Annotated in this window: 19 protein-coding genes; 9 read left to right on the top strand and 10 right to left on the bottom strand. The window is 65.8% G+C overall.

What is annotated here, in order from left to right; translation table 11 throughout:
* The first annotated feature begins 86 nt into the window (after positions 1-86).
* From CRT23_RS03370 to CRT23_RS03355, 4 genes are all read left to right on the top strand, one after another.
* Positions 87-1517: a glutamate synthase subunit beta gene (locus tag CRT23_RS03370; protein WP_103708604.1), complete on the top strand. Its 1431-nt coding sequence runs from the start codon at positions 87-89 to the stop codon at positions 1515-1517.
* 115 nt (positions 1518-1632) lie between these two features.
* Positions 1633-3936, top strand: a complete 2304-nt coding sequence (locus CRT23_RS03365) for an FdhF/YdeP family oxidoreductase (RefSeq protein ID WP_103708768.1) — start codon at positions 1633-1635, stop codon at positions 3934-3936.
* A gap of 65 nt (positions 3937-4001) precedes the next feature.
* Positions 4002-4307 carry an RNA polymerase sigma factor region1.1 domain-containing protein gene (locus tag CRT23_RS03360; protein ID WP_103708603.1) on the top strand — a complete coding sequence of 102 codons (306 nt, stop codon included), beginning with the start codon at positions 4002-4004 and terminating at the stop codon, positions 4305-4307.
* A gap of 181 nt (positions 4308-4488) precedes the next feature.
* A complete protein-coding gene (locus CRT23_RS03355) occupies positions 4489-5871 on the top strand; it encodes a 3-deoxy-7-phosphoheptulonate synthase class II (RefSeq protein ID WP_103708602.1) in 1383 nt (460 codons plus the stop codon).
* Between the two features lie 58 nt (positions 5872-5929).
* Here the strand turns inward: CRT23_RS03355 and CRT23_RS03350 are convergent, their stop codons facing one another.
* Complete coding sequence (locus tag CRT23_RS03350; RefSeq protein ID WP_348628832.1) at positions 5930-7030, bottom strand: HD domain-containing phosphohydrolase; 1101 nt, start codon at positions 7028-7030, stop codon at positions 5930-5932.
* Between the two features lie 836 nt (positions 7031-7866).
* Here CRT23_RS03350 and CRT23_RS03345 point away from each other — a divergent pair.
* The 3 genes from CRT23_RS03345 (at position 7867) to CRT23_RS03335 (ending at position 11112) form a co-directional block, all read left to right on the top strand.
* The gene (locus CRT23_RS03345) at positions 7867-8949 is read left to right on the top strand and encodes a glycosyltransferase family 4 protein (protein ID WP_103708767.1); all 1083 of its coding nucleotides are present in this window, start codon (positions 7867-7869) and stop codon (positions 8947-8949) included.
* Positions 8950-9061: 112 nt separating this feature from the next.
* Entirely contained in the window at positions 9062-10054 is a 993-nt protein-coding gene (locus tag CRT23_RS03340) for a glycosyltransferase family 2 protein (RefSeq protein WP_245435959.1), read from the top strand.
* Positions 10051-11112, top strand: coding sequence for a glycosyltransferase (locus CRT23_RS03335; RefSeq protein ID WP_103708599.1), 1062 nt, complete (start codon positions 10051-10053; stop codon positions 11110-11112). The genes CRT23_RS03340 and CRT23_RS03335 overlap by 4 nt, the downstream gene beginning before the upstream one ends.
* An 11-nt stretch (positions 11113-11123) precedes the next feature.
* Here the strand turns inward: CRT23_RS03335 and CRT23_RS03330 are convergent, their stop codons facing one another.
* The 9 genes from CRT23_RS03330 to CRT23_RS03290 form a co-directional block, all read right to left on the bottom strand.
* On the bottom strand, positions 11124-11975 hold the full coding sequence (locus tag CRT23_RS03330) for a galactosyltransferase-related protein (RefSeq protein ID WP_103708766.1): 852 nt from the start codon (positions 11973-11975) through the stop codon (positions 11124-11126).
* Positions 11975-12721, bottom strand: coding sequence for a PIG-L deacetylase family protein (locus CRT23_RS03325; protein WP_103708598.1), 747 nt, complete (start codon positions 12719-12721; stop codon positions 11975-11977). The genes CRT23_RS03330 and CRT23_RS03325 overlap by 1 nt, the downstream gene beginning before the upstream one ends.
* 95 nt (positions 12722-12816) lie before the next feature.
* Positions 12817-13710 carry a polysaccharide deacetylase family protein gene (locus CRT23_RS03320; RefSeq protein WP_103708597.1) on the bottom strand — a complete coding sequence of 298 codons (894 nt, stop codon included), beginning with the start codon at positions 13708-13710 and terminating at the stop codon, positions 12817-12819.
* A gap of 33 nt (positions 13711-13743) precedes the next feature.
* On the bottom strand, positions 13744-15237 hold the full coding sequence (locus CRT23_RS03315; RefSeq protein ID WP_103708596.1) for an amidase: 1494 nt from the start codon (positions 15235-15237) through the stop codon (positions 13744-13746).
* A 39-nt stretch (positions 15238-15276) separates the two neighbouring features.
* Positions 15277-16296: an oligopeptide/dipeptide ABC transporter ATP-binding protein gene (locus CRT23_RS03310; RefSeq protein WP_103708765.1), complete on the bottom strand. Its 1020-nt coding sequence runs from the start codon at positions 16294-16296 to the stop codon at positions 15277-15279.
* Between the two features lie 11 nt (positions 16297-16307).
* The gene (locus CRT23_RS03305; RefSeq protein WP_103708595.1) at positions 16308-17291 is read right to left on the bottom strand and encodes an ABC transporter ATP-binding protein; all 984 of its coding nucleotides are present in this window, start codon (positions 17289-17291) and stop codon (positions 16308-16310) included.
* Positions 17292-17315: 24 nt separating this feature from the next.
* On the bottom strand, positions 17316-18278 hold the full coding sequence (locus tag CRT23_RS03300; RefSeq protein ID WP_055954827.1) for an ABC transporter permease: 963 nt from the start codon (positions 18276-18278) through the stop codon (positions 17316-17318).
* Entirely contained in the window at positions 18275-19255 is a 981-nt protein-coding gene (locus tag CRT23_RS03295; RefSeq protein WP_055954824.1) for an ABC transporter permease, read from the bottom strand. Before CRT23_RS03295 ends, CRT23_RS03300 begins: the two co-directional genes overlap by 4 nt.
* 292 nt (positions 19256-19547) lie before the next feature.
* Positions 19548-21101 carry an ABC transporter substrate-binding protein gene (locus CRT23_RS03290; RefSeq protein WP_103708764.1) on the bottom strand — a complete coding sequence of 518 codons (1554 nt, stop codon included), beginning with the start codon at positions 21099-21101 and terminating at the stop codon, positions 19548-19550.
* Between the two features lie 375 nt (positions 21102-21476).
* On the opposite strand from CRT23_RS03290, the gene CRT23_RS03285 reads away from it, so the two are divergent.
* Together CRT23_RS03285 and CRT23_RS03280 are read left to right on the top strand one after the other, a co-directional pair.
* The gene (locus CRT23_RS03285) at positions 21477-22481 is read left to right on the top strand and encodes an SDR family oxidoreductase (RefSeq protein ID WP_103708594.1); all 1005 of its coding nucleotides are present in this window, start codon (positions 21477-21479) and stop codon (positions 22479-22481) included.
* 213 nt (positions 22482-22694) lie between these two features.
* Positions 22695-22946 carry a hypothetical protein gene (locus CRT23_RS03280; protein WP_055954818.1) on the top strand — a complete coding sequence of 84 codons (252 nt, stop codon included), beginning with the start codon at positions 22695-22697 and terminating at the stop codon, positions 22944-22946.
* The last annotated feature ends 2 nt before the right edge of the window (positions 22947-22948 follow it).

Genomic DNA, 22948 nt, shown 5'->3' with positions numbered 1-22948 from the left:
TCGATCTGCCGGGAGAGAGCGGATTAGGCCGTAGGGGCCGCCTTCCGCGCGACGGATCAGACAGACTCGCGAAAGACGGTCAGACGATGGGCAAGGTCACGGGTTTCCTCGAATTCGACCGGCAGGAGCAGAAGTATCAGCTCGCCGCTGATCGCGTTCGCCACTTCCGCGAGTTCACACTGCCTCTCGACGAGCATGATCTCAAGAAGCAGGCGGCCCGCTGCATGGATTGCGGTATCCCGTTCTGCCACGGTCCAACGGGTTGCCCGGTGCATAACCAGATCCCCGACTGGAACGAGCTCGTCTATCAGTCCGACTGGGAGGAGGCGGCACGCAACCTTCATTCCACCAACAATTTTCCGGAATTCACCGGCCGTATCTGCCCGGCTCCCTGCGAAGAGGCGTGCACGCTGAATCTCGAGAACCAGCCGGTGGCGATCAAGACCATCGAGCAGGCGATCGCGGACCGCGCCTGGAACAACGGCTGGGTCAAGCCCGAGCCCGCCGACCATAAGACCGGTAAGAAAGTCGCAGTGATCGGTTCCGGACCAGCGGGATTGGCGGCGGCGCAGCAACTCGCCCGTGTCGGGCACGAGGTCCACGTCTTCGAGCGCGAGCCGAAGGCCGGCGGCCTGCTTCGCTATGGAATTCCCGACTTCAAGATGGAGAAGCGCCATATCGATCGGCGCGTGAAACAGATGGAAGGCGAGGGGGTTCGCTTCCATTACGGCGTGAATGTCGGGGTGACTAAACTGCTCGATGAGCTCACCGCAGAGTTCGACGCGGTGCTCTTCGCTGGCGGCGCGGAGGACCCGCGGAATCCGCAGCTCCCGGGCCAGGAGCTGGAGGGCGTGCACTACGCCATGCCGTTCCTGGTCCAGTCCAACCGTCGCGTCGGTGCCGAGCCGATGCCGGGGAACGGCGAGGCTCCTATCCTCGCCACGGCGAAGAACGTCGTCGTCATCGGTGGTGGTGACACTGCTTCGGATTGCGTTGGCACCTCGTTCCGTCAGGGCGCTTTGTCCGTGACACAGCTCGACATCCGGCCGCGCCCGCCGGAGCGCGAGGACAAGCTTTCGGTCTGGCCATACTGGCCGACCAAGATGCGCACCTCCTCCAGTCAGGCCGAGGGCGCCGAGCGCGAGTTCCAAGCGGCCACGCTGCGCCTGGAGGGCAAGAAGGGCAAGCTCACCGGCGTGGTCTGCACCCGCGTCGACGAGAAGCGTCAGCCTGTCCCGGGCGGTGAGTTCACGTTGCCCGCCGACCTCGTGTTCCTGGCAATCGGCTTCGCTGGCTCGGTCCGCAAGGGCCTCTTGGAAGAGTCCGGCGTGGTCATGGACAAGCGCGGCAACGTCACGGCGAACGAACTCGACTACCGGACTTCGAACGAGAAAATCTACGCAGCCGGTGATATGCGGCGTGGACAATCCCTTGTGGTCTGGGCGATTCGCGAAGGCCGCCAAGCGGCGCGCTCGATCGACGAAGCTCTGATGGGCGCGAGCATACTGCCGCGCTGAGGGGGATGTCGAACCGGATTACGACGTCTCGCCGTCGCAGTCCGGAACACGCCGGGTCTGCGCATCATTGCTGTCCTGACACCTAAGATGTCGGGACACGCGCATGACCGAACCGATGGCCGAACCCAAGATCGAACCCTACGATGGCCCTGCGGGAGGGTGGGGTTCTGCGGGCTCCCTCGCCGAGATTCTAACGCGCGAACAAATCCCCGTCTCGGGCGCGGCCCTGCTGATGAAGCAGAACAAACCCGACGGTTTCATGTGCGTTTCGTGCGCTTGGTCGAAGCCGGCCAAGCCCAACACGTTTGAGTACTGTGAGAACGGGGCGAAGGCGACGGTTTGGGAGCAAACCGCCAAGCGGGTCGGGCCCGACTTCTTCCAGCGCTACACCGTGACGGAACTCCTGAGCTGGACGGACTACGCTCTTGAGGAGAAGGGACGCCTGACCCATCCCCTCCGCTATGACCCGGACAGTGACTGTTACGTAACGGTGTCGTGGGAAGAGGCTTTCGCGGAAATCGGGCGGGAGCTGCGTGCCCTCGATCCGAATGCGGTGATCTACTACACATCCGGCCGTGCCTCACTTGAGACGTCGTACATGTACGCGCTGATGGCGCGGATGCATGGCACCAACAACCTGCCCGACTCCTCGAACATGTGCCATGAGCCGACCTCGGTCGGCCTCAAATCCTCGATTGGGTCGCCGGTGGGCACTACCATCCTAGAGGATTTCGAGTCCACCGACCTGATCCTCTTCTTTGGACAGAACGTCGGTTCGAATGCCCCACGTATGCTCCACCCTCTCCAGGAGGCACGGAAGCGGCGCGTTCCGATCATCACGTTCAATCCGCTGCGGGAGCGCGGACTGGAGCGGTTCACGAACCCGCAATCGCCCACCGAAATGCTGACCCGCAGCTCGACCGAGATCTCGACCCAGTACCATCAGGTGAAGGCCGGAGGAGACCTCGCGGCGATCACCGGCATGTGTAAGGTCCTGATCGCCGCTGACCGAGAGGCGAGGGAAGTCGGTCGCCCGCGTATCCTTGACGTCGATTTTATCGCTGAACACACCCACGGCTTCCGCGATTTCGTCGCGTTCTGCGATTCCCAGTCATGGACAGACATTGAAACACGATCCGGGCTCACACGCGAGGCTCTGGAGGCTGCCGCTACGGTCTATGGGCGCGCCCGTTCCGTCATCGCGGTCTACGGCATGGGCCTGACCCAGCACCGACGTGGCACCGAGGGTGTCCAGATGCTCGTGAATCTCATGCTTCTGCGCGGCAATGTGGGTCGGCCAGGAGCTGGACTCTGTCCAGTCCGTGGTCATTCTAACGTCCAAGGACAACGTACAGTTGGCATTACGGAAAAGCCTGAGCTGGCCCCCCTCGATAAACTGAAAGACCTCTACGGCTTCGAGCCACCGCGCGAGAAGGGTCGCAACACCGTCGAGGCCTGCGAGGGCATCGTCACCGGCGAGGTAAAGGCTTTCATCGGTCTCGGCGGCAACTTCGTCCGTGCCGTGCCCGACACCGTTCGGATGGAAGAAGCTTGGCGCCGATTGCGCCTATCGGTGCAAATTTCGACCAAACTGAATCGCTCGCATCTCGTCCATGGTGCCGTCTCCTATATCTTGCCCTGCCTCGGCCGCATCGAGGTCGACATGCAGGCGAGCGGCCCCCAATCGGTCTCGATGGAGGATTCGACTTCCTGCTTTCACGGCTCCCGCGGACAGACGAAGCCGGTGAGCGATCAGGTGCGCTCCGAGCCGTGGATCGTCGCCGAGATGGCGAAGGCGCTGCTGCCGTCGAACCCGAAGGTCGATTGGGACGGTTGGGTCGGTGATTACGCTCGGGTTCGGGCTGCAATCGAGGCCACCTACCCAGATGTCTTCCACGACCTGAACGGCCGGATGTTTCAGCCGGGAGGCCTCCACAAACCTCTCGCGGCGCGTGACCGCAAATGGGAAACCGAAACCGGTAAGGCCAATTTCACTGTTCCGGGCGGTCTGGAAGCCGACCCAGACATGCGCAGTAACCGGCGTGACGTGCTCGACCTGATTACCCTGCGCTCGAATGATCAGTTCAACACGACGATTTACGGCTACGACGACCGCTTCCGTGGAGTGAAGGGCACGCGGATGGTGCTCTTCATGAACAGCAATGACATGGAACGTCTTGGTCTCGCTGACGGCCAGATGGTGGATCTTTCTGCCGACGCCGATGACGAGTTCTTGCGCGAGGTCAACGGATTACGGATCATCAAGTATGGCATCCCGGAGGGTAACGTCGGCGGCTACTATCCGGAGCTGAACGCGCTCATCCCTCTCTGGCATCATGACAAGCAGGCTAAAACGCCGGCTGCCAAGGCGATCCCGGTGCGGATCCGGAAGGGGACGCCGATCGCCGTCGCTGACTGACACGAAGCCGATTTTCCGGCGCCGGTCCCCTCGACGGCCGGCGCCGCAGACCCATAATCGACAGGATGGAACGCTTCGACGACGCCCATGGCCGCCGCCAAGCCATTATTGACCGGATGCTCGCCCACGCCCTGCGCTCGGCCTCGAACGAGCGAAGGCAGAGTCATGACGGATTACCGGAAGACATGCGCGCCGTAATCGACGTGCTTCTGGCCAAGGCTCAGGCTCAGCGCCAACGGCGTCTGACCTTTGACGATTTGGAGGAGGCGTTGCCACCGCGAGATGTCAGTGCGGAGGATTTAGAAGCAATTTTTTGGATCCTGTCAGAGCACGGCATTGCTATCGAAGACAGTGATCCAGGTCGAGACTGAACAGTCGAGTCGTATCTGGGATCGACAAGCGATCTTTCCAATCCAGCCTCTCGTGCGTGGTACGAATAGCAGCCCCGGCTCGTCATCTCTCGCCTCTGTCGAAGAACCGCACTATAAGCCGCGCTTCTCCGCGGGGCCCTCCGCCGTGCGGAGCCGACCGAAAGGCGGAACGGAGACGATTATGGCTGAGCGTTGGACACCGAAGACCTGGCGGAACCTGCCGATTCAGCAGGTGCCGGCCTATCCGGACGCTTCCGCGCTAGAATCAGTTGAGTCACAGCTCGCAAGCTTTCCACCCCTCGTTTTTGCAGGCGAAGCGCGCAAGCTTAAGTCGGCCCTCGCTCGTGTCTCGACCGGCGAAGCGTTCCTGCTGCAGGGAGGAGATTGCGCCGAGAGCTTCGACGAGCATTCGGCCGACAACATTCGCGACTTCTTCCGGGTGTTCCTGCAAATGGCTCTCGTGCTTACCTTCGCGGGCGGTTCGCCTGTGGTGAAGGTGGGTCGGATCGCCGGTCAATTCGCGAAGCCTCGGTCTTCACCAAACGAGACGATCAACGGAGTGACCCTGCCAAGCTATCGTGGGGACATCGTGAATGGTTTGACCTTCACGGAGGAGGCGCGCGTGCCCGACCCGCGTCGTCAGCTCGAAGCGTACCGCCAGTCGGCGGCAACGCTCAACCTATTGCGTGCATTTGCAACTGGTGGGTACGCAAATTTGGAAAATTCGCACCGGTGGATGCTCGGTTTCGTGAAGGATTCACCGCAATCCTCGCGGTACGCCGACTGCGCCGAGCGGATGACCGAGACTCTCGATTTCATGCGGGCCATCGGCATCAATCCGGAGACGCACCAAGAGGTTCGCACCACGGATTTTTACACCAGCCACGAAGCTCTACTCCTGGGCTACGAGGAGGCACTCACCCGTATCGATTCAACGAGCGGCGACTGGTACGCGACGTCAGGCCATATGCTCTGGATCGGTGATCGAACCCGCCAGCCGGATCATGCCCATGTCGAATACGCGCGCGGTATCAGGAATCCGATCGGTCTCAAGTGCGGTCCCTCGATGACCGCCGAGGATCTGATCCAACTTGTGAACCAGCTCAATCCAGCCAACGAGGCGGGGCGCCTGACGCTGATCTGTCGTTTCGGTGCCGACAAGGTAGGCAACCACCTTCCCGGCCTGATCCGGGCTGTCGAGCGTGAAGGTCGCAAAGTGGTGTGGGTCTGTGATCCCATGCATGGCAACACGATCTCAGCCGGAGGTTTCAAGACGCGTCCGTTCGAGCGTGTGATGCAGGAGATCGAAGGCTTCTTCGGCGTCCATCGTGCTGAGGGTACCATCGCGGGCGGTATCCACTTGGAGATGACCGGCAAGGACGTGACGGAGTGCACCGGAGGCGCGCGGGCGCTGACGGCCGAAGATTTGCGCGATCGCTATCACACCTACTGCGATCCACGCTTGAACGCTGAACAGGCTCTGGAAGTGGCATTCCTGACAGCGGAACTCGTGAAGCGAGAGCGCTCGGCGTTCGAACGCCCGCGCCTCGACGCTGCCGAGTAGCGCTCGGTTTAGCCGACGACGTCGGAGGAGCCGTTCAGGGTCTTCCGACGTCTCGTCCTCAGGAGTGAGAGCCCGGTTGCAGCATTGCATCTCCGAAATGCTGCACCAGGCTCATTTCGAGTTTCCCCGTCATCCCTGACAGAATCGCCAGTGCTTCTCGCGGTGGCATCGGCTTCTTGTAAGAGCGGCGCTCTGTGAGAGCCGCGTAGATGTCGCAGATCGTCAGCAACCGAACGGTGTCGCTGATCTCCGATCCTACAAGGCCATCCGGATAACCCGATCCATCCAGCATCTCGTGGTGATGGCGCACCGCGCCAAGGGTCGCCGCATCACATCCGCTTTCACGTAGGATGTCGTAACCGATCACCGGATGGCGGCGCATGACGACCAACTCGTCGGCATCGAGACGCCCGGGTTTGTTCAGGATCTCAAGCGGGATTTGCGCTTTGCCGACATCGTGCAGCAGGGCGGCACGCACGAAATGTTCGCGATCGTCGGTGCGAAAGCCGAGATGTAACACGAACTGAGCCGCAACGCCGGCAACGAGCAGACAGTGTTGATACGTTGCATCATCATGGGTCCAAACGGTCTCAAGCCAACGTGTCAGGCCGCCTTCTTTGACGGCAGCGAGGATCGGATCGAGCCCGGCATCGACCTGTGCCAGCGAAATCGGGCCGCCTCCCCGGACGCCGTCGAAGAGGCCGTTCAGAATTTCCTTGGCGCGCGTTACGTTCTGAAGCACAGGCTGTGAAACAAGATCCGCTTCTTCTGGCTTGATCTCCGCCTGAAGCGCCTGCACCACGAGGTGCGGCGCGGTATAGGCGGGAAAGCAGATCGTTGCGCCGAGGTTGCGGGCCTGACGCAAGTCATGGTCTGTCGTCGATCGAAGGAGGCAGATGACCGGCAGATCGGTCACTTTGCCGTCGTGCAGAAAGTTACGAAGACGGCTCACTGACTCGCGTCGGCTTAGAGTAAGATCGGACACGATCGCGATGGGACGAACGCTCACCGGATGATCGTCGCTGGCGGCAATGACCTCGCACGATCCGATCGTTCTGATCAGCGTTTCTAACGCGGCGCTCCGATCTGGACGATCAGTGAGCAGGTAAATGGCTCCTTGCGCCATGACGTGCAGCCTTCCTTCGACGACCTTGATCACGCATCCCGACTACGGGATGGATTCTGGCGGCACAGGTTGTTTTCGAGACACCGTTTTCAACTAGGCAAGCTTACGAAGATACTTCAATTACAAGGGAAGGCTGTCAGAAATATTTCATCCAGTGACATCCGCGCATAAAATACACTGCATCGCTGGACTTGTCATATGATACGATTGCGGGAGCCCAACGTAGTACCATCATTGCCACTAAGTGTTCTCAACGCGTAAACTCCCGATTACAAACATTAGGAACCGTCAACAACCCTGAGTCGCGTATCTATAAAAAATTCAATCTTAGGCGGAAATAAAAATAACTGTGAGACTGGGCGAAATCGAAGCTCGTTCTTGTTTCCCCTTAGTCAGAGCGAATTCTTATAATCCAATATATCTAGACCAAAACGATTTGTATAATTGGTTTGAATTTTATTAATATTGTTATGTTGATAGCTTTCTATCGATTTAAAAACTTTAACACTAGGTAGCTTGGTTCGTTAGCGAGCTTTTATCTTCGCTGATACAGCTCGTTGGCGCATGATTGGTCGCGGTTTCCAATTTAAGTGATTATGACAGACGCTTCCCGCGCATGATCCATGATGGACGAGACGAGCGAGCCCCCATGTGGCGGCTCTGGCACAGCCCTTATTCTTGTTGAGGCGCCGGTCTGCCGACTAGGCAAGTGAGCGCACACCGAAACGGAATCTCTGCGTTTGTTCACGCTACGTTGTGGTTCGTGATGTCCATGTATCTCGTGCCCGCATCCCTGTGGTGTGGAAATCCGCGGCGTGGATGATGCCAATCAGACGCTTCGCTTCCTCGAACATCGTGTCCTGCATCCTGTGAAGATCGCCATCATCGCGCATCTCAAGTTCCCGATCGCACAGCCGTTCTCGGGAGGGTTGGAGATGCACACACACCTGCTCGCGTCAGCCCTCCAGGCTCGCGGCCACGATGTGACGCTCTACGCGTCTGAGGGGTCGCAGGGCGACTTTCGGTTGGTCGCCGTCTGCCCTCCAACGGGATGCGCGTTCGACGATGTTTCGGAAGCCCGGATCGATGCAGCTGAGAATTCTGCCTATGTCAGGATCATGGATGCCGTCGTGTCCGGTGGATACGATTTCGTCCACAACAACAGCCTGCACTTCCTCCCCCTGCTGCGCGCTGGTGAACTCGCCGTTCCGATGGTGACGGCCCTGCATACGCCACCTTTTGAGCCCTTCGTCCGCGGCGTGCGGGCGCGGGCGCGAGATATGTCGTTCGCGGCCGTCTCTCCGTCGCTCGCCCGTGAATGGCATGACCTGATTGGCGATCCTCAGGTGATCGGCAATGGCATCGATCTCACGGCCTTTGCCTACGCAGCGAAGCCGCTGGGCGAGCCGCACGCGATTTGGATGGGCAGGCTCGTGCCCGAGAAGGGGCCTCATCTAGCCATCGATGCGGCGCGCGCCGCCGGCCTGCCCCTGAAGTTTGCGGGGCCACGCTCTAATCCGGCCTATTGGGATAATGAGATTGCGCCGCGCCTCGGCGAAGACGTGACCTATCTTGGGCATCTTGGACACGACGCCTTGGCGGCTCATGTCGCGAAAGCCCATGTCGCTCTCTGCACGCCGCGCTGGGAGGAGCCCTTCGGGCTCGTTCTTGCGGAATTCCTGGCCTGTGGGACGCCGGTGGCGGCGTTTCGGCGCGGTGCGATCCCCGACATCCTCGATGCCTCTTGCGGTGTCTTGGCAGCGGCGGATGATGTCGCCGACCTCGGTCGCGCTGTGAAGCAGGCCATCGGCCTCTCCCGCGCCGATTGCCGGCGCCGGGCGGAGCAATTGTTCGATGCCGACACCATGACCGATCAGTACGAAGCCCTCTACGCGCTGGAACTTCAAAGGGCAGCCAATACCGCGGTCGCTGCCCGGGTCAGCAATGCGTGAGCCGGATCTGTCCCTCGCTCGCGCGGTGGTCTGTGTTCCCGCCCGGAACGAGGCGGAGGTACTGCCCCGTCTGATACGGTCTCTCGACCAGCAGAGCGGCACCGGGGACGGCGTGTGTTTGCGCGTCGTGATTCTCGCCAACAATTGCACCGATGACACGGTGGCGACCTTGTATGCCTTGGAACGGAACGCTCAAATTCCGCACCTCGCACTGCGGATCATCGAGGCGACGATCGCATCACCCGACGCCCATGTCGGCACTGCGCGGCGTCGTGCCCTTGATGCGGGTGCCGCCTGGTTGGATCAGGAGGGCGTCACCGAGGGCGTCCTCATCAGTACGGATGCCGACGCTGTGGCACCCGCGGACTGGGTGACGGCAAATCTCCGCGCGTTGCGAAACGCCGAACTGGTGGGCGGACGCCTCGTACTTCACGGCGAGGCGCCGGCGGGTGACTCTCGTCTCGCTGCGCTCCATGCGCGGATTGAGGAGTACTGGGTGGCAGTGCGTCGCCTCGAGGAGGTCCTTGACCCGCCCACCCACGATCCAGCCCCCCGCCATGGCGATCATGTCGCCGCCAGCCTTGCCCTGCGTGCCGATCTCTATCGTCGCGTCGGTGGGTTGCCGATGCTCCCTTGTGGTGAAGACAACGCTTTGGTGGCACGGGTGCGCTGGTACGGCGGACGCGTCCGGCATTGTCCCGGGGTCTCAATCGCCGTCTCCGATCGGGGAACCGGCCGCGTGACTGGCGGAATGGCGACTGAGATGCTTCGCCGGACACGGGTGGCTCAGGGGCTCGAAACCTATAGGCTGCCGTCGGCGGCTCATTGGCGTGCGCTGATCGAGCGACGCCGCAGGCTTGCGCAGTGCTTCATGCACCCGGATGGGACAGCGGCGGCTCTGCGCGCGATGGGCGTTTCCGACGCCGATCTTGCCGCCATCGATTGCGAGACGTGCTCGAACGGAATCGCGCTCGTCGAGCGGGTCGAGGCTCAGGTGGGTGAGGGCATTCCTCAGGCGGTCCCAGTTCCTCTCGATGAGGCTTTGACCGGTCTCCAAGCGATGCTGCGCGGATCACAGCCTGCGCGTACTGCGCAGGTCGCATGAGTCGGCGTCCGGTCGGCTACTACGTTCACCACCAGGGCGCCGGACATTGGCAGCGCGCCTGCCTGATCGCTCGGGCGCTCGATCGCCCGATGACGTTGGTCGGAACGCTTTCGAATTTCGACACTGCCGAGGCACCGGGTTCAGTTCTCGATCTGCCCGATGATCGGGTTGGCAGCGACTTCGATGGGCGAGACGGATCAGCCGAGCGCCCGCATGGCTTGCACTACGCGCCTATAGGCGCCGACAATGTGCGCGCGCGAATGAGCCGCCTCGCGGCTTGGATGGACGCCGCAGATCCCGCGCTGATTATCGTCGATGTGTCGGTGGAAATTGCCCTGTTCGCACGCCTCATGTCCTTGCCGACCTTGGTCGTTCGGCTTGCCGGTACACGCACGGACACCCCGCATCTCGAAGCCTTCCGAAGCGCTGAGCGCCTGCTCGCGTTCTTCCCGCCCGAACTCGACTCGGCCGAGATGCCGGAATGGGTTCGCGCCAAGACGTTCTATGCCGGACTGCTCTCCGGTGAGCCTGCCGCGAGCCGGTCGACGAAGGCGGATGGATCGATCCTCGTCATCTATGGGCGCGGCGGGACGGGCGGGCACAGGGCGGATCTTGTTGCGGCCGCAACGGCCGTGCCAGATCGCCACTGGCACGTACTCGGTCCCGTCAACGGCGGGGGGACGGATATTCCGCCGAACCTGCACCTGCACGGATGGGTCGGCGATCCAGCCCCCTATCTCGCCCGAGCCGATCTGGTGGTCGGCGGTGGTGGCGACGGGGTCGTATCGGCGGTCTCGGCGGCGGGAAAGCGCTTCATCTGCCTTCCCGAACCACGAGCGTTCGATGAGCAGATCGAAAAATCGCGCGCCCTTTCCGCGATGGGCGCGGCACTGCATTGCGAGTCCTGGCCCGAGCCTGCCGCGTGGCCGGCGATCATCGCGGCCGCGGAACGGCTCGATCCGGGCGTCATCGGCGGACTGACTCGGCCGGGCGTGATCGCCCGCACCGTCTCTTTCATCGGCGACTTGGCGGATCGCCTCGACGCTCGTCGCCGTTAGGCGCCGAGATCTCAGAAGGGACGGTCCGCGGAAAGCCGCGTCGCGGCAATCTCTTCGGCAGCGGGTTGGCGCAAGACGATGAGATCGTCGCGCCACCGCGTGTTGATGAGTCCGCGCGCGGCAAAGGCGTCGAGCCACCCGTCCATGGGCCAGAGACCGTGCTGTGCGCGAAAGCGCGTCGCGTTCCGGACGATGTCGTCGAAGTGCTGCAACGGCGGATCGCAGGCGAGGTGGTGCTGGTGGAAGGCTTGCCCGCCTGCGCTGAACAGCACCGGGATTCCGAGGGCATCGGCGCGAAAGGCGAGGTCAGTGTCCTCCGCGCCGTAGCCGTCGAACGCCTCGTCGAAACCGCCGAGGCGGTCGAAGGTCGTTGCCCGGACTCCGAAGGCCAAGGACCAGAACAGCCCAGCATTGACGGTCCGGGTCAGTCCCTCGGCGGGGAACTGACGGACGGGATGGGCGTGGCCTACCGCGCGCAGTCCGGCCTCCGTCCATCCGTCCCCGACGGCGCCCGCTGGCAGATAGCGGATCTCGCAGCAGATCAACCCATCAGCCTCGGCCAGATCGGCGCTGAGGCGCGGCACAAGATCCGCCGAGGGAATGCAATCCACGTCGAGGAAGATCAGCCGCTCGGTGCCGGCGGCTTGGCGGCCGGCATTGCGGGCCCGAGCCAGGGGCAGGCCGTCACTGCCGAGAACGATACGGCGGATGGGAAAACCGTAATCCGGCAGGGGCGCGGGTTCGGCACCCATCTCGACGATGACGCAGGCCTCCGGATGCGGACCTCGCGCGACGCCTTCGAGCAGGCGGGCGAGGTGGGCGTCGCGGCCCTTGTTCAGGGTGATGAGGGTGGTGTCGGCGATCACGGGGTGGGTGCGTCCATGGCAACGAAGATCTCGTAGGGGCCGGTGAAGCGGGCGACCATCGCCGGCTCCAGGCGAAAACCCGTCAGGTCGTCGGAGATGAGATCGGTGGTCTGGGAGCGATGGGCGCCGATCGCGGCGGTCTTCGCGGCGCGGTGGGCACCGACATCAAGGCGCAGACCGGTGGGAGCCGGGCCGACCTCGGTGCCCTCGGGCAGGGTCCAACCCCAGACGGGATAAGCGAAAATCCGGATCGGACCGAGATGCGCCCGCGCCAGGCGGACGATAGCGGCGGCGGCTTGGTGGTCGCAATGGGGATCGTGGCCCCAGGTCACGCAGACGGCGCCGGCATCGGCATCGCGGGCGATCGCGGCGATCCGGGCGGCGGCCGCTTCCGCGATCGGACCGGCGCTCGGAACACCGGCATCGGGCAGGCGGAGAAAGGTCACGGACTCCTGAAATACGCCCAGTATACCAACAGCGTCGACCGTCTCCGTTTCGCGCAGGTCACGCAGTTTGGCCGGCGGATAGAGCACCGAATGCGTGTGCGAGCCGCAACCGTCGCTGACGATGACGACGCGGACCTCGCGACCCCGGGCGCGGGCCTCGGCCATGAGGCCGCCGCAGCCGAGGCTCTCGTCGTCGGGGTGGGGCGCCACCACCACGACGCCCTTGCCGCCGGTCAGGGCGTCGAGATCTGCGACCGGCAGGCGTTCGGCGGCGGCGAGGAAGGCGTCGGCATGCATGGGCGGGCTCGGCAGGAGCGTTCGGGAAACGCGAGCCGTCCGTTTAGCGGCCCCTGTCTGATCGATGTCTGAACGATCGGCCGCCCGGCATGCGGTCAGAGAGCGGTCCCGCTCTCCGCCGCGAAGGCGGCGATGCCGCCGGCGGTGGTGAGCCAGATTGCGTCGCGGCGGGCCGCGATGTGGGCGAGGGCGCGCCGCAGGGGCCGCAGGCGGTGCGGCTGGCCGACGATGTAGGGATGCAGGGCGATGCCCATCACCAGGGGGGCGGTGCGCGACTGCTCCAGCATCTCGTCGAAGGCCTCGACGATGGCGTCGGCGAATTGCTGGCCGGTCTCCTTGCGCGCCACGATGGCGGGGATGTCGTTCAATTCCTGCGGATAGGGCACCGCGAGGATGCGCCCGCCGTCGCGGGTGGAAAACCAGGTCGGCTGGTCGTCGTGGCACCAGTCGAGCAAGTAGGTGTAGCCCGCCTCGGCGAGGAGGTCCGGCGTCCGATGGCTCTGCGAGATCCAGGGTCCGAGCCAGCCCTTCGGCGGCTTGCCCTCCTGCGCGGTCAGGATCGCGGTCGCCTCGGCGATGAGGGCCCGCTCCTCGGCCTCCTCCCGGTCGCCCTGGCGCTCGGTGTTGGTGCGGCCATGCCCGACGATCTCGTCGCCGCGCGCCCGGAACGCCTCGATCAGGCCGGGACAATCGGCGTAGAGCCGACTGTTGACGAGAACGCTGGCGGGCATCTCCAGGGCGTCGAGGGTCTCCTTGATCCGCCAGGCGCCGACCCGGTTGCCCCAGTCGCGCCAGGCGTAATTCAGCACGTCCGGTTGCGGGCCGCCCGGCGCGAGTTCGGCGCCCAGGCCCCGGCCGAAATCGAAGCCCTCGAGGTTGAGCCCGAGATAGACCGCGAGGCGCTTGCCCCCGGGCCAGTCGTAGACCGGCCGGTCGGGCAGGGCGCTGTAGGCGTAGCGGCCGTGATGCGGCGCGGGCGTGTCGGTCATCGGGGGTCTCGACGGCGAATCTCGGGAGAACGATCAGGAGGGGTTCAGCAGCGCGGGCTTGCGCCGGGTCACCCAGCGGGTCGCGGCATCGTAGGCGGCGCCGAGCTGGAGGCAGGCGCGCTCGCCGTTGTTGGGGCCGACGATCTGGATGCCGGACGGGCGCCCGGCCGGGTTGAAGCCCGCCGGCACGTTGAGGGCGGGCAGGCCGCTCATGGTCACGGGGATCGTCGCCTCCATCCAGCGGTGGTAGGTGTCCATCGCCCGGCCGCCGACGACCTTCGGCCAGCGCTCCTCCACGTCGAAGGGGAAGACCTGGGTCGAGGGCATGAGGAGGAAGTCGTAGCGCTCCTGGAACCGGCGCACGGCCTCGTACCAGGCGGTGCGGCCCTCCTGGGCGGCGGCGACCTGATCGGCGGTGAGCGCGAGCCCGCGCTCCACCTCCCAGACCGCCTCCGGCTTCAGCTGCGCCCGGTAGGCCGGCTCGTCGTAGAGCGGACGCAGGTTCGAGGCGGTCATCCAGGCCCGGAGGGTGAGCCAGTCGCGCCAGACCTTGCCCATGTCGAAGCGCGGGCGATCCCACTCGACCTTGGCGCCCAGCGTCTCGAAAGCCGAGAGGGCGCTGCGATCGAGGTCGAGCACGCCCGGCTCGAAGGGCAGGTAGCCGCCAAGATCGTCGAACCAGGCGATCCGGGCACCGCTGAAGTCTCGCTTCAGGTCCTCCGTGAAGATCGCGGGGTCCTGCGTGTTGGCGTAGGGCACCCGCGCGTCGTAGCCGGCCTGGACCGAGAGCAGCAGTCCGATATCGGCCGGGGAGCGCCCGATCCCGCCCGAGACCCCGAGGCCGGGGGTGAAGGCGTCCTTGGTCTCGATCGGGATGCGCCCGTAGCCGGTGCGCAGCCCGAACAGGTTGTTGAAGGCGGGCGGGTTGCGCAGGGAGCCGGCATGGTCGCTGCCGTCGGCGACGGGCTGCATGTGGAGGGCCACCGCCACCGCCGCGCCGCCGCTGGAGCCCCCGGAGGTCTTGGTCGGATCATAGGCGTTGCGGGTGGCGCCGTAGACCGGATTGAAGGTCTGCGAGCCGAGGCCGAATTCCGGCATGTTGGTCCGGCCCGTGAAGATCGCGCCGGCCCTGCGCAGGCGCTTGACCATAATCGAATCGGCCGCCGCGATGCGGTCGCGAAAAATCGGCGACCCCTGCGTGAAGGGCAAGCCCTTGACGGCATCGATGTCCTTCACCGCGTGGGGAAATCCATGCAGCGGTCCGAGGAATTCGCCGCGTGCCGCCTGTTCGTCGCGTTCCTCGGCCGCGGCCAGGAGCTCGCCCCGGTCGCGCAGCGCCACGATGGCGTTGACCGTGGGATTGAGCCGATCGATCTGATCGAGACAGGCGGTCATGACCTCGACGCAGGAGACGCGCCGGGCGTGGATCGCGGCCGAGAGCTCGACGGCCCCGAGGCTGAGGATGTCGTTGTCGGAGGCTTCGCCCGCCGCCGGTTCGGCCGCGGCGATGGATGGGTCTGTGTTCATGCTCTGGCTCTGGAACGCGCTCGCACGGGCCACCGACCCTCAGGCCGGCAGACGCCGCTCCTGGAAGGCGTGGCAGGCCACGCCCTCGACCAGGGCCGGGACCTCGATGCGGCAGCGCTCGTCCGCGAAGGGGCAGCGCGGGTTGAAGGCGCAGCCCGCGGGGGGATCAATGGGGTTCGGGATCTCGCCCGAGACGGGGATGCGCTTGCGCCCGGTGAGCCCGATATCCGGAACCGCATCGAGCAGCATGCGCGTGTAGGGATGTTTCGGAGCACGGAAGAGTTCCCGTCCGTCTGCGATCTCGACCACGCGCCCCAGATACATCACCCCGATCCGGTTCGCCATGTGGCGCACCACGGCGAGGTTGTGGCTGATGAACAGGTAGGTCAGCCCCAGGCGGTCCTGCAGGTCGCGCATCAGGTTGAGGATCTGGGCCTGGACCGAGACGTCGAGGGCCGAGGTCGGCTCGTCTCCCACCAGGAACTCCGCCTCCGAGGCCAGCGCCCGGGCGATGGCGATGCGCTGGCGCTGGCCGCCGGAGAATTCATGCGGGTACTTCACCCCGTCGTCGGGATGCAGGCCGACGAGGCTGAGGAGTTCGCCGACGCGGCGGGCGATGGCGATGTCGCCCTGGAGCAGGTTGAAGGCCCGGATCGGCTCCGCGATGATCCGGCGGACGCGCCAGCGCGGGTTCATCGAGGCGTAGGGGTCCTGGAAGATCATCTGGATGCGGCGGCGCAGGCGCCGGCGATCCGCGGCCTGGCGCGGGTCGGTCATCGAGATTCCGGTGATGCGCACGTCGCCGGCGCTCGGCGGCAACAGGCCCACCACCATGCGGGCGACCGTCGACTTGCCCGAGCCGGACTCGCCGACGAGCGCGAAGGTCTCGCCCCGACGGATCTCGAAGCTGACACCGTCGACGGCGCGCAGGATCTGCCGCGGCTGGCGCTCGATGACCCGGGCGAGCCAGGGCCGCGACACGTCGAAGGTGCGGCGCAGGCCTTCGATCGCGACGTAGGGGGTGTCCGGCGCGCGGGTGCCCGGGATCGACGGCGGCATCACGGGCGCATTCATGCGGCGGAGGCCTCCGAACGATCGTAGAGGTGGCAGGCGACCCGGTGTGCGCCCACCGGAATCGGATCGGGCCGCTCCACCACGCAGCGGGCGAAGACGGAAGGGCAGCGCGGGTTGAAGGCGCAGCCCTTCGGGATGTTCGAGAGCCGCGGCATCGAGCCGGGGATCTGGGCGAGGCGGTCGGTCTCCTGGGCCAGGGTCGGGATCGCCCCCATCAGGCCCTTGGCGTAGGGATGCAGCGGGTTCTGCACCACGTCGCGCACGGGGCCGATCTCGGCGATGCGGCCCGAATACATCACGGCCACCCGATCGGCGGCCTCCGCGATCACGCCCATGTCGTGGGTCACCAGCATCACGGCGGTGCCGCGCTCGCTGCCGAGGCGCTTCAGGAGCGCGATGATCTGGGCCTGAACCGAGACGTCGAGGGCTGTGGTGGGCTCGTCGGCGATGATGAGCTCCGGCTCGGCGGCCAGCGCCAGGGCGATCACCACGCGCTGGCGCATGCCGCCGGAGAATTCATGCGGGTAGCCGTCGATCCGCCGCTCCGGCGCCGGGATGCCGACCTCCGCCAGGAGGTCGATGGCGCGATGGCGCGCGGCCTTCTCGGACAGGTCGGTATGGGTGCGGATGGTCTCCACGATCTGCCGACCGACGCGATAGAGCGGGTTGAGGCTCGTCAGCGGGTCCTGGAAGATCATGCCGATGCGCCGGCCCCGGATGCGCCGCATAGCCTCGGGCGACAGGGTGTCGATGCGCTCGCCCTGCAGCCGGATCTCGCCGCCCACGATGGCGCCGGGGGGATCAATCAGGCCGATGACGGCCGAGCCGGTCACCGACTTGCCCGCCCCGGATTCGCCGACGACGCCGAGGATCTCGCCCCGGGCGATGTCGAACGAGACGTCGTCGATGGCCGTGAGGGTGCCGCGCCGACCCGCGAAGGCGACGCGCAGGTTGCGGACCGAGAGAACGGGCTCTGTCATGTCAGATCTGTCATGGCGTCGCGGTTACTGCAGCTTGGGGTTCAGGGCGTCGCGCAGCCAGTCGCCGAGCAGGTTGATCGCCAGGACGAGGCCGGCGAGCGCCAGGCCCGGGAAGGCGACGATCCACCACTCGCCGGAGAACAGGAAGCGGTTGCCGGTGCGGATCAGGGTGCCGAGGGAGGGCATCGAGTCGGGCAGGCCGGTGCCCAGGAAGGACAGGGTCGCCTCGGTGATGATGGCCAGCGCCAGGTTGATGGTGGCGATGACGAAGACCGGGCCGAGGACGTTGGGCAGGACGTGCCGCACCATGATCACCGGCGAGGACAGGCCGATGAGCCGCCCGGCCTGGACGTAGTCCTTGTTCTTCTCGACCAGAACCGAGGACCGGACGGTGCGGGCGTACTGCACCCAGAACGACAGCCCGATCGAGAGCACGATAAGCCCGATGGCGGCGTTCGTGTCCATCTGGCTGCCCAGGGCTGCCTTGGCGACGCCGTCCACCACCAGGGCGATGAGGATCGCCGGGAAGGTGAGCTGCACGTCGGCGATGCGCATGATCAGCGTATCGACGAAGCCGCCGAAATAGCCCGCGATCAGCCCGAGCAGGATGCCGAGGACACCCGAGACCAGGACGCCGAGGAGCCCCACCACCAGGGACAGCCGGAGGCCGTAGAACACCGCCGAGAGCACGTCGCGGCCCTGGTCGTCGGTGCCGAGGGTGAAGGGCGCGAGGCCATCGGCGTACCAGATCGGGGGCAGGTTGGAGTTGATGAGCTCGAGCTGGGCCGGGTCGTAGGGATTCTGCGGCGAGATCCAGGGGGCCGCCAGCGCCAGGAGGGCGAAGAGCAGCGTCACCGCGAAGGCGCCCATGGCCAGCTTCGAGCGGCGGAAGCTGGCATAGACGTCGGAATCGAGGAAGCGGGCCAGGGCCGAGCGCTTCACGGGCGCCGGCGGGAGGAGGGGGGACTCCTGCACGGACGCGCTCATGAGGCCCGTCCCGTGGACAGGTGCAGGCGGGGATCGACGATGGTGTAGAGCACGTCCACCACGAGGTTGATGACGACGAAGATGGCGGCGACCAGCAGCAGGTAGGCCGCCATGATCGGGATATCGACGTTCTGCACGGCCTGGACGAAGAGCAGGCCCATGCCGGGCCACTGGAACACCGTCTCGGTGATGATCGAGAAGGCGATGACCGAGCCGAGCTGCAGGCCCGCGATGGTGATGACCGGCACCAGCGTGTTCTTGAGGGCGTGGCCGAGATGGATCGAGCGGGTGGTGAGGCCCCGTGCCCGGGCGAAGCGGATGTAGTCCGTGCGCAGCACCTCCAGCATCTCGGCGCGGACCAGGCGCATGATCAGGGTCATCTGGAACAGGCCGAGGGTGACGGAGGGCAGGATCAGCGCGCGCAGGCCCGAGGCGGTGAGGAAGCCGGTGGTCCACCAGCCCAGCCGCACGGTGTCGCCGCGGCCGAAGGAGGGCAGCCAGCCCAGCGTCACCGAGAACAGGAAGATCAGCAGGATGCCGATCAGGAAGGTCGGCAGGCTGATGCCCACGAGCGAGATGGCGAGGAAGATCTTGGCGAGCCAGGTGTCCCGCCGCAGGGCGCAGTAGACCCCCATCAGGATGCCGACGGTGAGCGCGAACAGCGTCGCGCAGAGCGCGAGTTCGAGGGTGGCGGGCATGCGCTCGGCCAGGAGCGACGAGACCGGCTGGCGGAACTGGTAGGAGGTGCCGAACTCGCCGCGCGCGACGTTGCCGGCGTAGCGCAGGAACTGGACCGCCACGGGATCGTCGAGCCCGAGATCCTTCCGGATGGCGACGCGCTCGGCATAGGGCGTGTCGACGCCCACGATCTGGTTCACGGGATCGCCGGCGAACCGGAACATCGAGAAGGCGATCAGGCCGACCGCGAACAGCACGGCGATGGACTGGAGCAGGCGCTGGAGGATGAACGCGATCATCGGCGGGCGATCCGGCCGTGCCGATCGCCGAGACCGGCACGCAGAGCGATCGCGGACCGCGGCGCGCCGTCGGTCCGGGGCGCCGCAGCCGCGCCCGGACTCCAGAACCGCCCACGGTGTGACGTCCGGCACCAGCTCCGTTTCCGGATCCCGGGCCCCGCCGCGCGGCCCCGGGATGACGGGGGGCTGCACGCGCCGGTTCGGCGTACAGACCAGCGGATGCAATCGCCCTTTCCCCGCCAGGCGGAGACGCGGGGCGATGCGACGTCCTGAAACCGTTCGGCCATAGCGGTCACGGCTGCTTCGAGACCCAGTACAGCATCAACATGTTGTCCGGGCGCTGGACCAGGGTGACCTTCTTCGAGACGCCCCAGGCCAGGGCCTGCTGGTGCAGCGGGATGAAGCCCCAGTCGGCCTGGATGGTGTCGAAGCCCTCCTTGATCTCGGCGTTGCGCTTGGTCTGGTCGCTCTCGGCCTCGACGGAGTCGGCGAGCGCATCGACCTTCGGGTTGCAGTAATTGCCGAGGTTCCAGTTGCCGCGGCCGGGCTTGGAGCCGTTCCGGCAGCCGGCGATCTCGAACAGGATGTTGTGCGAATCCTGGGAGGAGGGGGTCCAGCCCACCAGATAGAACGAGGTGTCGTAGGCGGGGGCCAGCACCTTGGCGAAGTACTTCGCCTTGGGCTGCGCATTGAGGTTCACCTTCACGCCGACCCGGGCCAGCATGGAGACCACGGCCTGGCAGATCGCCTCGTCGTTGACGTAGCGGTCGTTCGGGCAATCCATGCCGAGGGAGAAGCCGTCCGGATAGCCCGCCTCGGTGAGCAGCGCCTTGGCGCGCTTGGGGTCGTATTCGGGCCGCTTGAACTCGGACGCGCGGGGGAACAGCACCGGGGCGATCAGCAGGGCGGAGGGCACGGCCTGCCCGCGCATCACGCGCTTGGCGATCGTCTCCTCGTCGATGGCCCGGTAGAAGGCCTCGCGCACGCGGACGTCCTTGAATGGGTTCTTGCCCTTGACGTTCGAGTCTTTCAGCTCGTCGCGCGCCTGGTCCATGCCGAGGAAGATCGTGCGCAGCTCCGGCCCGGCCATCACGGTGGCGGTGCCGCTTCCGTTGACGCGCTGGGCGTCCTGCAGTGGCACGGGGTCGATCCAGTCGACCTCGCCGGAGATCAGGGCGGCGACGCGGGTGGCGTCGTTCTGGATGGTGGTGAAGACCGCCTCGTCGAGGTTCGAGTCCACCTTGCCCCAGTAGTTGGGGTTCTTCTTGAACACCGTGCGCACGCCGGGCTGGTGCTCGGTGATGATGAACGGCCCGGTGCCGTTCTCGTGCAGGGCGGCGTAGCTGGTGGAGGTCGCGCTCGGCAGGGTCGGGGCGACGGCGCCGTTCTTCTCGGCCCAGGACTTCGACATGATGTACCAGGTCGAGAACTGGTACAGGGCGATCGGGTTGGGGCTCTTGAGCTTCATGTCGACGGTGTGGTCGTCGATCTTCACCCACTCGGCGTCGGACGGCACGTTGGTGGTGAAGTTCGAGCCCGGCGCCCGGACGCGGTTGGCCGAGAAGATCACGTCGTCGGCTGTGAAGTCCGAGCCGTCATGGAATTTCACGCCCTTGCGTAGGTGGAAGCGCCAGCGCGTCGGCTCCGGATTCTCCCAGGACTCGGCCAGCATCGGCGCGAGGTTCAGATCCTTGTCACGCGTGATCAGCGAGTCGAAGACCGCGCCGTGCATGCCGATCGTGAAGCTCTCCTTCAGGGAGTAGGGGTCGAGCGACTTGATGTCCCCCTGGAAGGCGAAGCGGAAGACGTTCGCCGCGGCGGCCGGCGCGGTGGCGGACAGGCCCATGACGGCGGTGAGGGCGGTGGCCGAGACGAACGCTTTGACCGTGGACTTCAACAAGGCACCCATCCTCTTCGAGTCTGCTTCACACGCGACTGCCGACACCTTGGCATCGACCGTACCTTGGCATCGACGGTACCTTGGCATGGATCGGGCCAAGCCCGAACCCGGTTCTCGGCGCCGTCCACGCCGATGCTGTGGACCCGCCATCGCCCATCGACCGGGCCGCTCTGTGCTCAAAAATCGGTCAATAGCCACGGATCGGTCAAGTCCCAACCTGCTGCGGCCGGGACGCGCCGGCGTCGCGGCTGAACAGGGGCGCGGCGAGGCCGGTTGACGGAGCATCCCCGTTCACCCGTGACGCCCAGGACACCGGACCGCATGTTCGCCACCCGCAAGCCCCTCGACCAGCAGGTCGTCGTCATCACCGGCGCCTCCAGCGGCATCGGCCTCGCCACCGCCCGGATGGCGGCCGCGGCCGGCGCCAAGGTCGTCCTCACCGCCCGCAACGGCGAGGTCCTCGCCGAGGTCCAGCGCGCGATCGAGCAAGGCGGAGGCGAGGCGATCCACGTGGTCGCGGATGTGGGCGAGCGGGCGCAGCTTCAGGCCGTGGCCGACCGGGCCATCCAGCGCTTCGGGCGCATCGACACCTGGGTCAACGATGCCGGCCTGTCGATCTTCGGACGCCTCGAGGAGGTGAGCGACGCCGACCACCAGCGCCTGTTCCAGACCAATTTCTGGGGGCTCGTCTACGGCTCCCTCGTGGCCCTGCCGCATCTCAAGACGACGGGCGGGGTGCTGATCAACCTCGGCAGCGTCGCCTCCGACATCGCCTTCCCGCTGCAGGGGATGTACTGCGCCAGCAAGCACGCGATCAAAGGCTTCACCGACGCCCTGCGGATCGAGCTGGAGCAGGAGGGCGCGCCCGTGGCGGTGACGCTGATCAAGCCCGCCTCCATCGACACGCCGTTTCCGCAGAACGCGCGCAACTACACCGACCACGAGCCGAAGCTGCCGCCGCCGATCTACCGCACCGAGGAAGTCGCCAACGCCATCGTCCAGGCCGCCGTGCATCCGCAGCGCGACATCTACATCGGTGGCGGCGGCCGCCTGATGAGCAGTGCCCAGCGCATGGCGCCCCGGACCTTCGACCGGATCGCCCGTACGATGACAGCGCAGCAGCAGCGCGACGAGCCCGCCCGCCACCGCGGCGGCGCCCTCTACGGGGCAGGGTCGGGCGGCCGCGTCGCCGGGGAACACCCGGGCTACGTCATGCGCCGCAGCTTCTATACGCGTTCCGTCCTGCATCCCTTGACGACCGCCGCGGTGGTGGCCGGTGTCGGACTGGCGGCGGCGAGCCTGCTCGGGGGCCTGCGGCGCTCCTGAGGGGCGGCGCACCGGCGGGTGCAGCGGCATGACACGGGCCGGATGCCGGGAGACCGGCCGGGACGACGCTCCCCGATCGCGGGCGCCGCTCCATATGGTCCGGCACCCGGCGCGCGACGGAGCCGGCTCACCGGCGCTCGGTCGGGTCGAGTGGCGTATCCGGTGAACTGTTCCTGCGGCGCCGGTGGTGAGAGAGGATTTGGGGAGTTCGACATGGCCGATCTCGACCACACGCTACAGCGCTTCCAGGGCCTCCTGGTGGCCGAACAACCCGTCGATCTCGGCGAGGCCGAGGATGCGATCTGGGCCTATCTCTCGCAGGCCCAGGGCCTGTCCGCCCAGGTCGAGGCCCTGGAGCGGCTGCAGGAGGCGGTCCGGCCGTGGGACAGCCATTCGCCGTTCCTGCCGCAATTGCGGGCCGCGCTCGATCGGCATCGCAGCCGCCTCGCCGAGCCCTCGGCCTGACG

It is taken from the genome of Methylobacterium sp. V23 (genome assembly GCF_002917135.1).
GTDB lineage: Bacteria > Pseudomonadota > Alphaproteobacteria > Rhizobiales > Beijerinckiaceae > Methylobacterium.
This window is presented reverse-complemented; position numbering and strand designations above follow the sequence as displayed.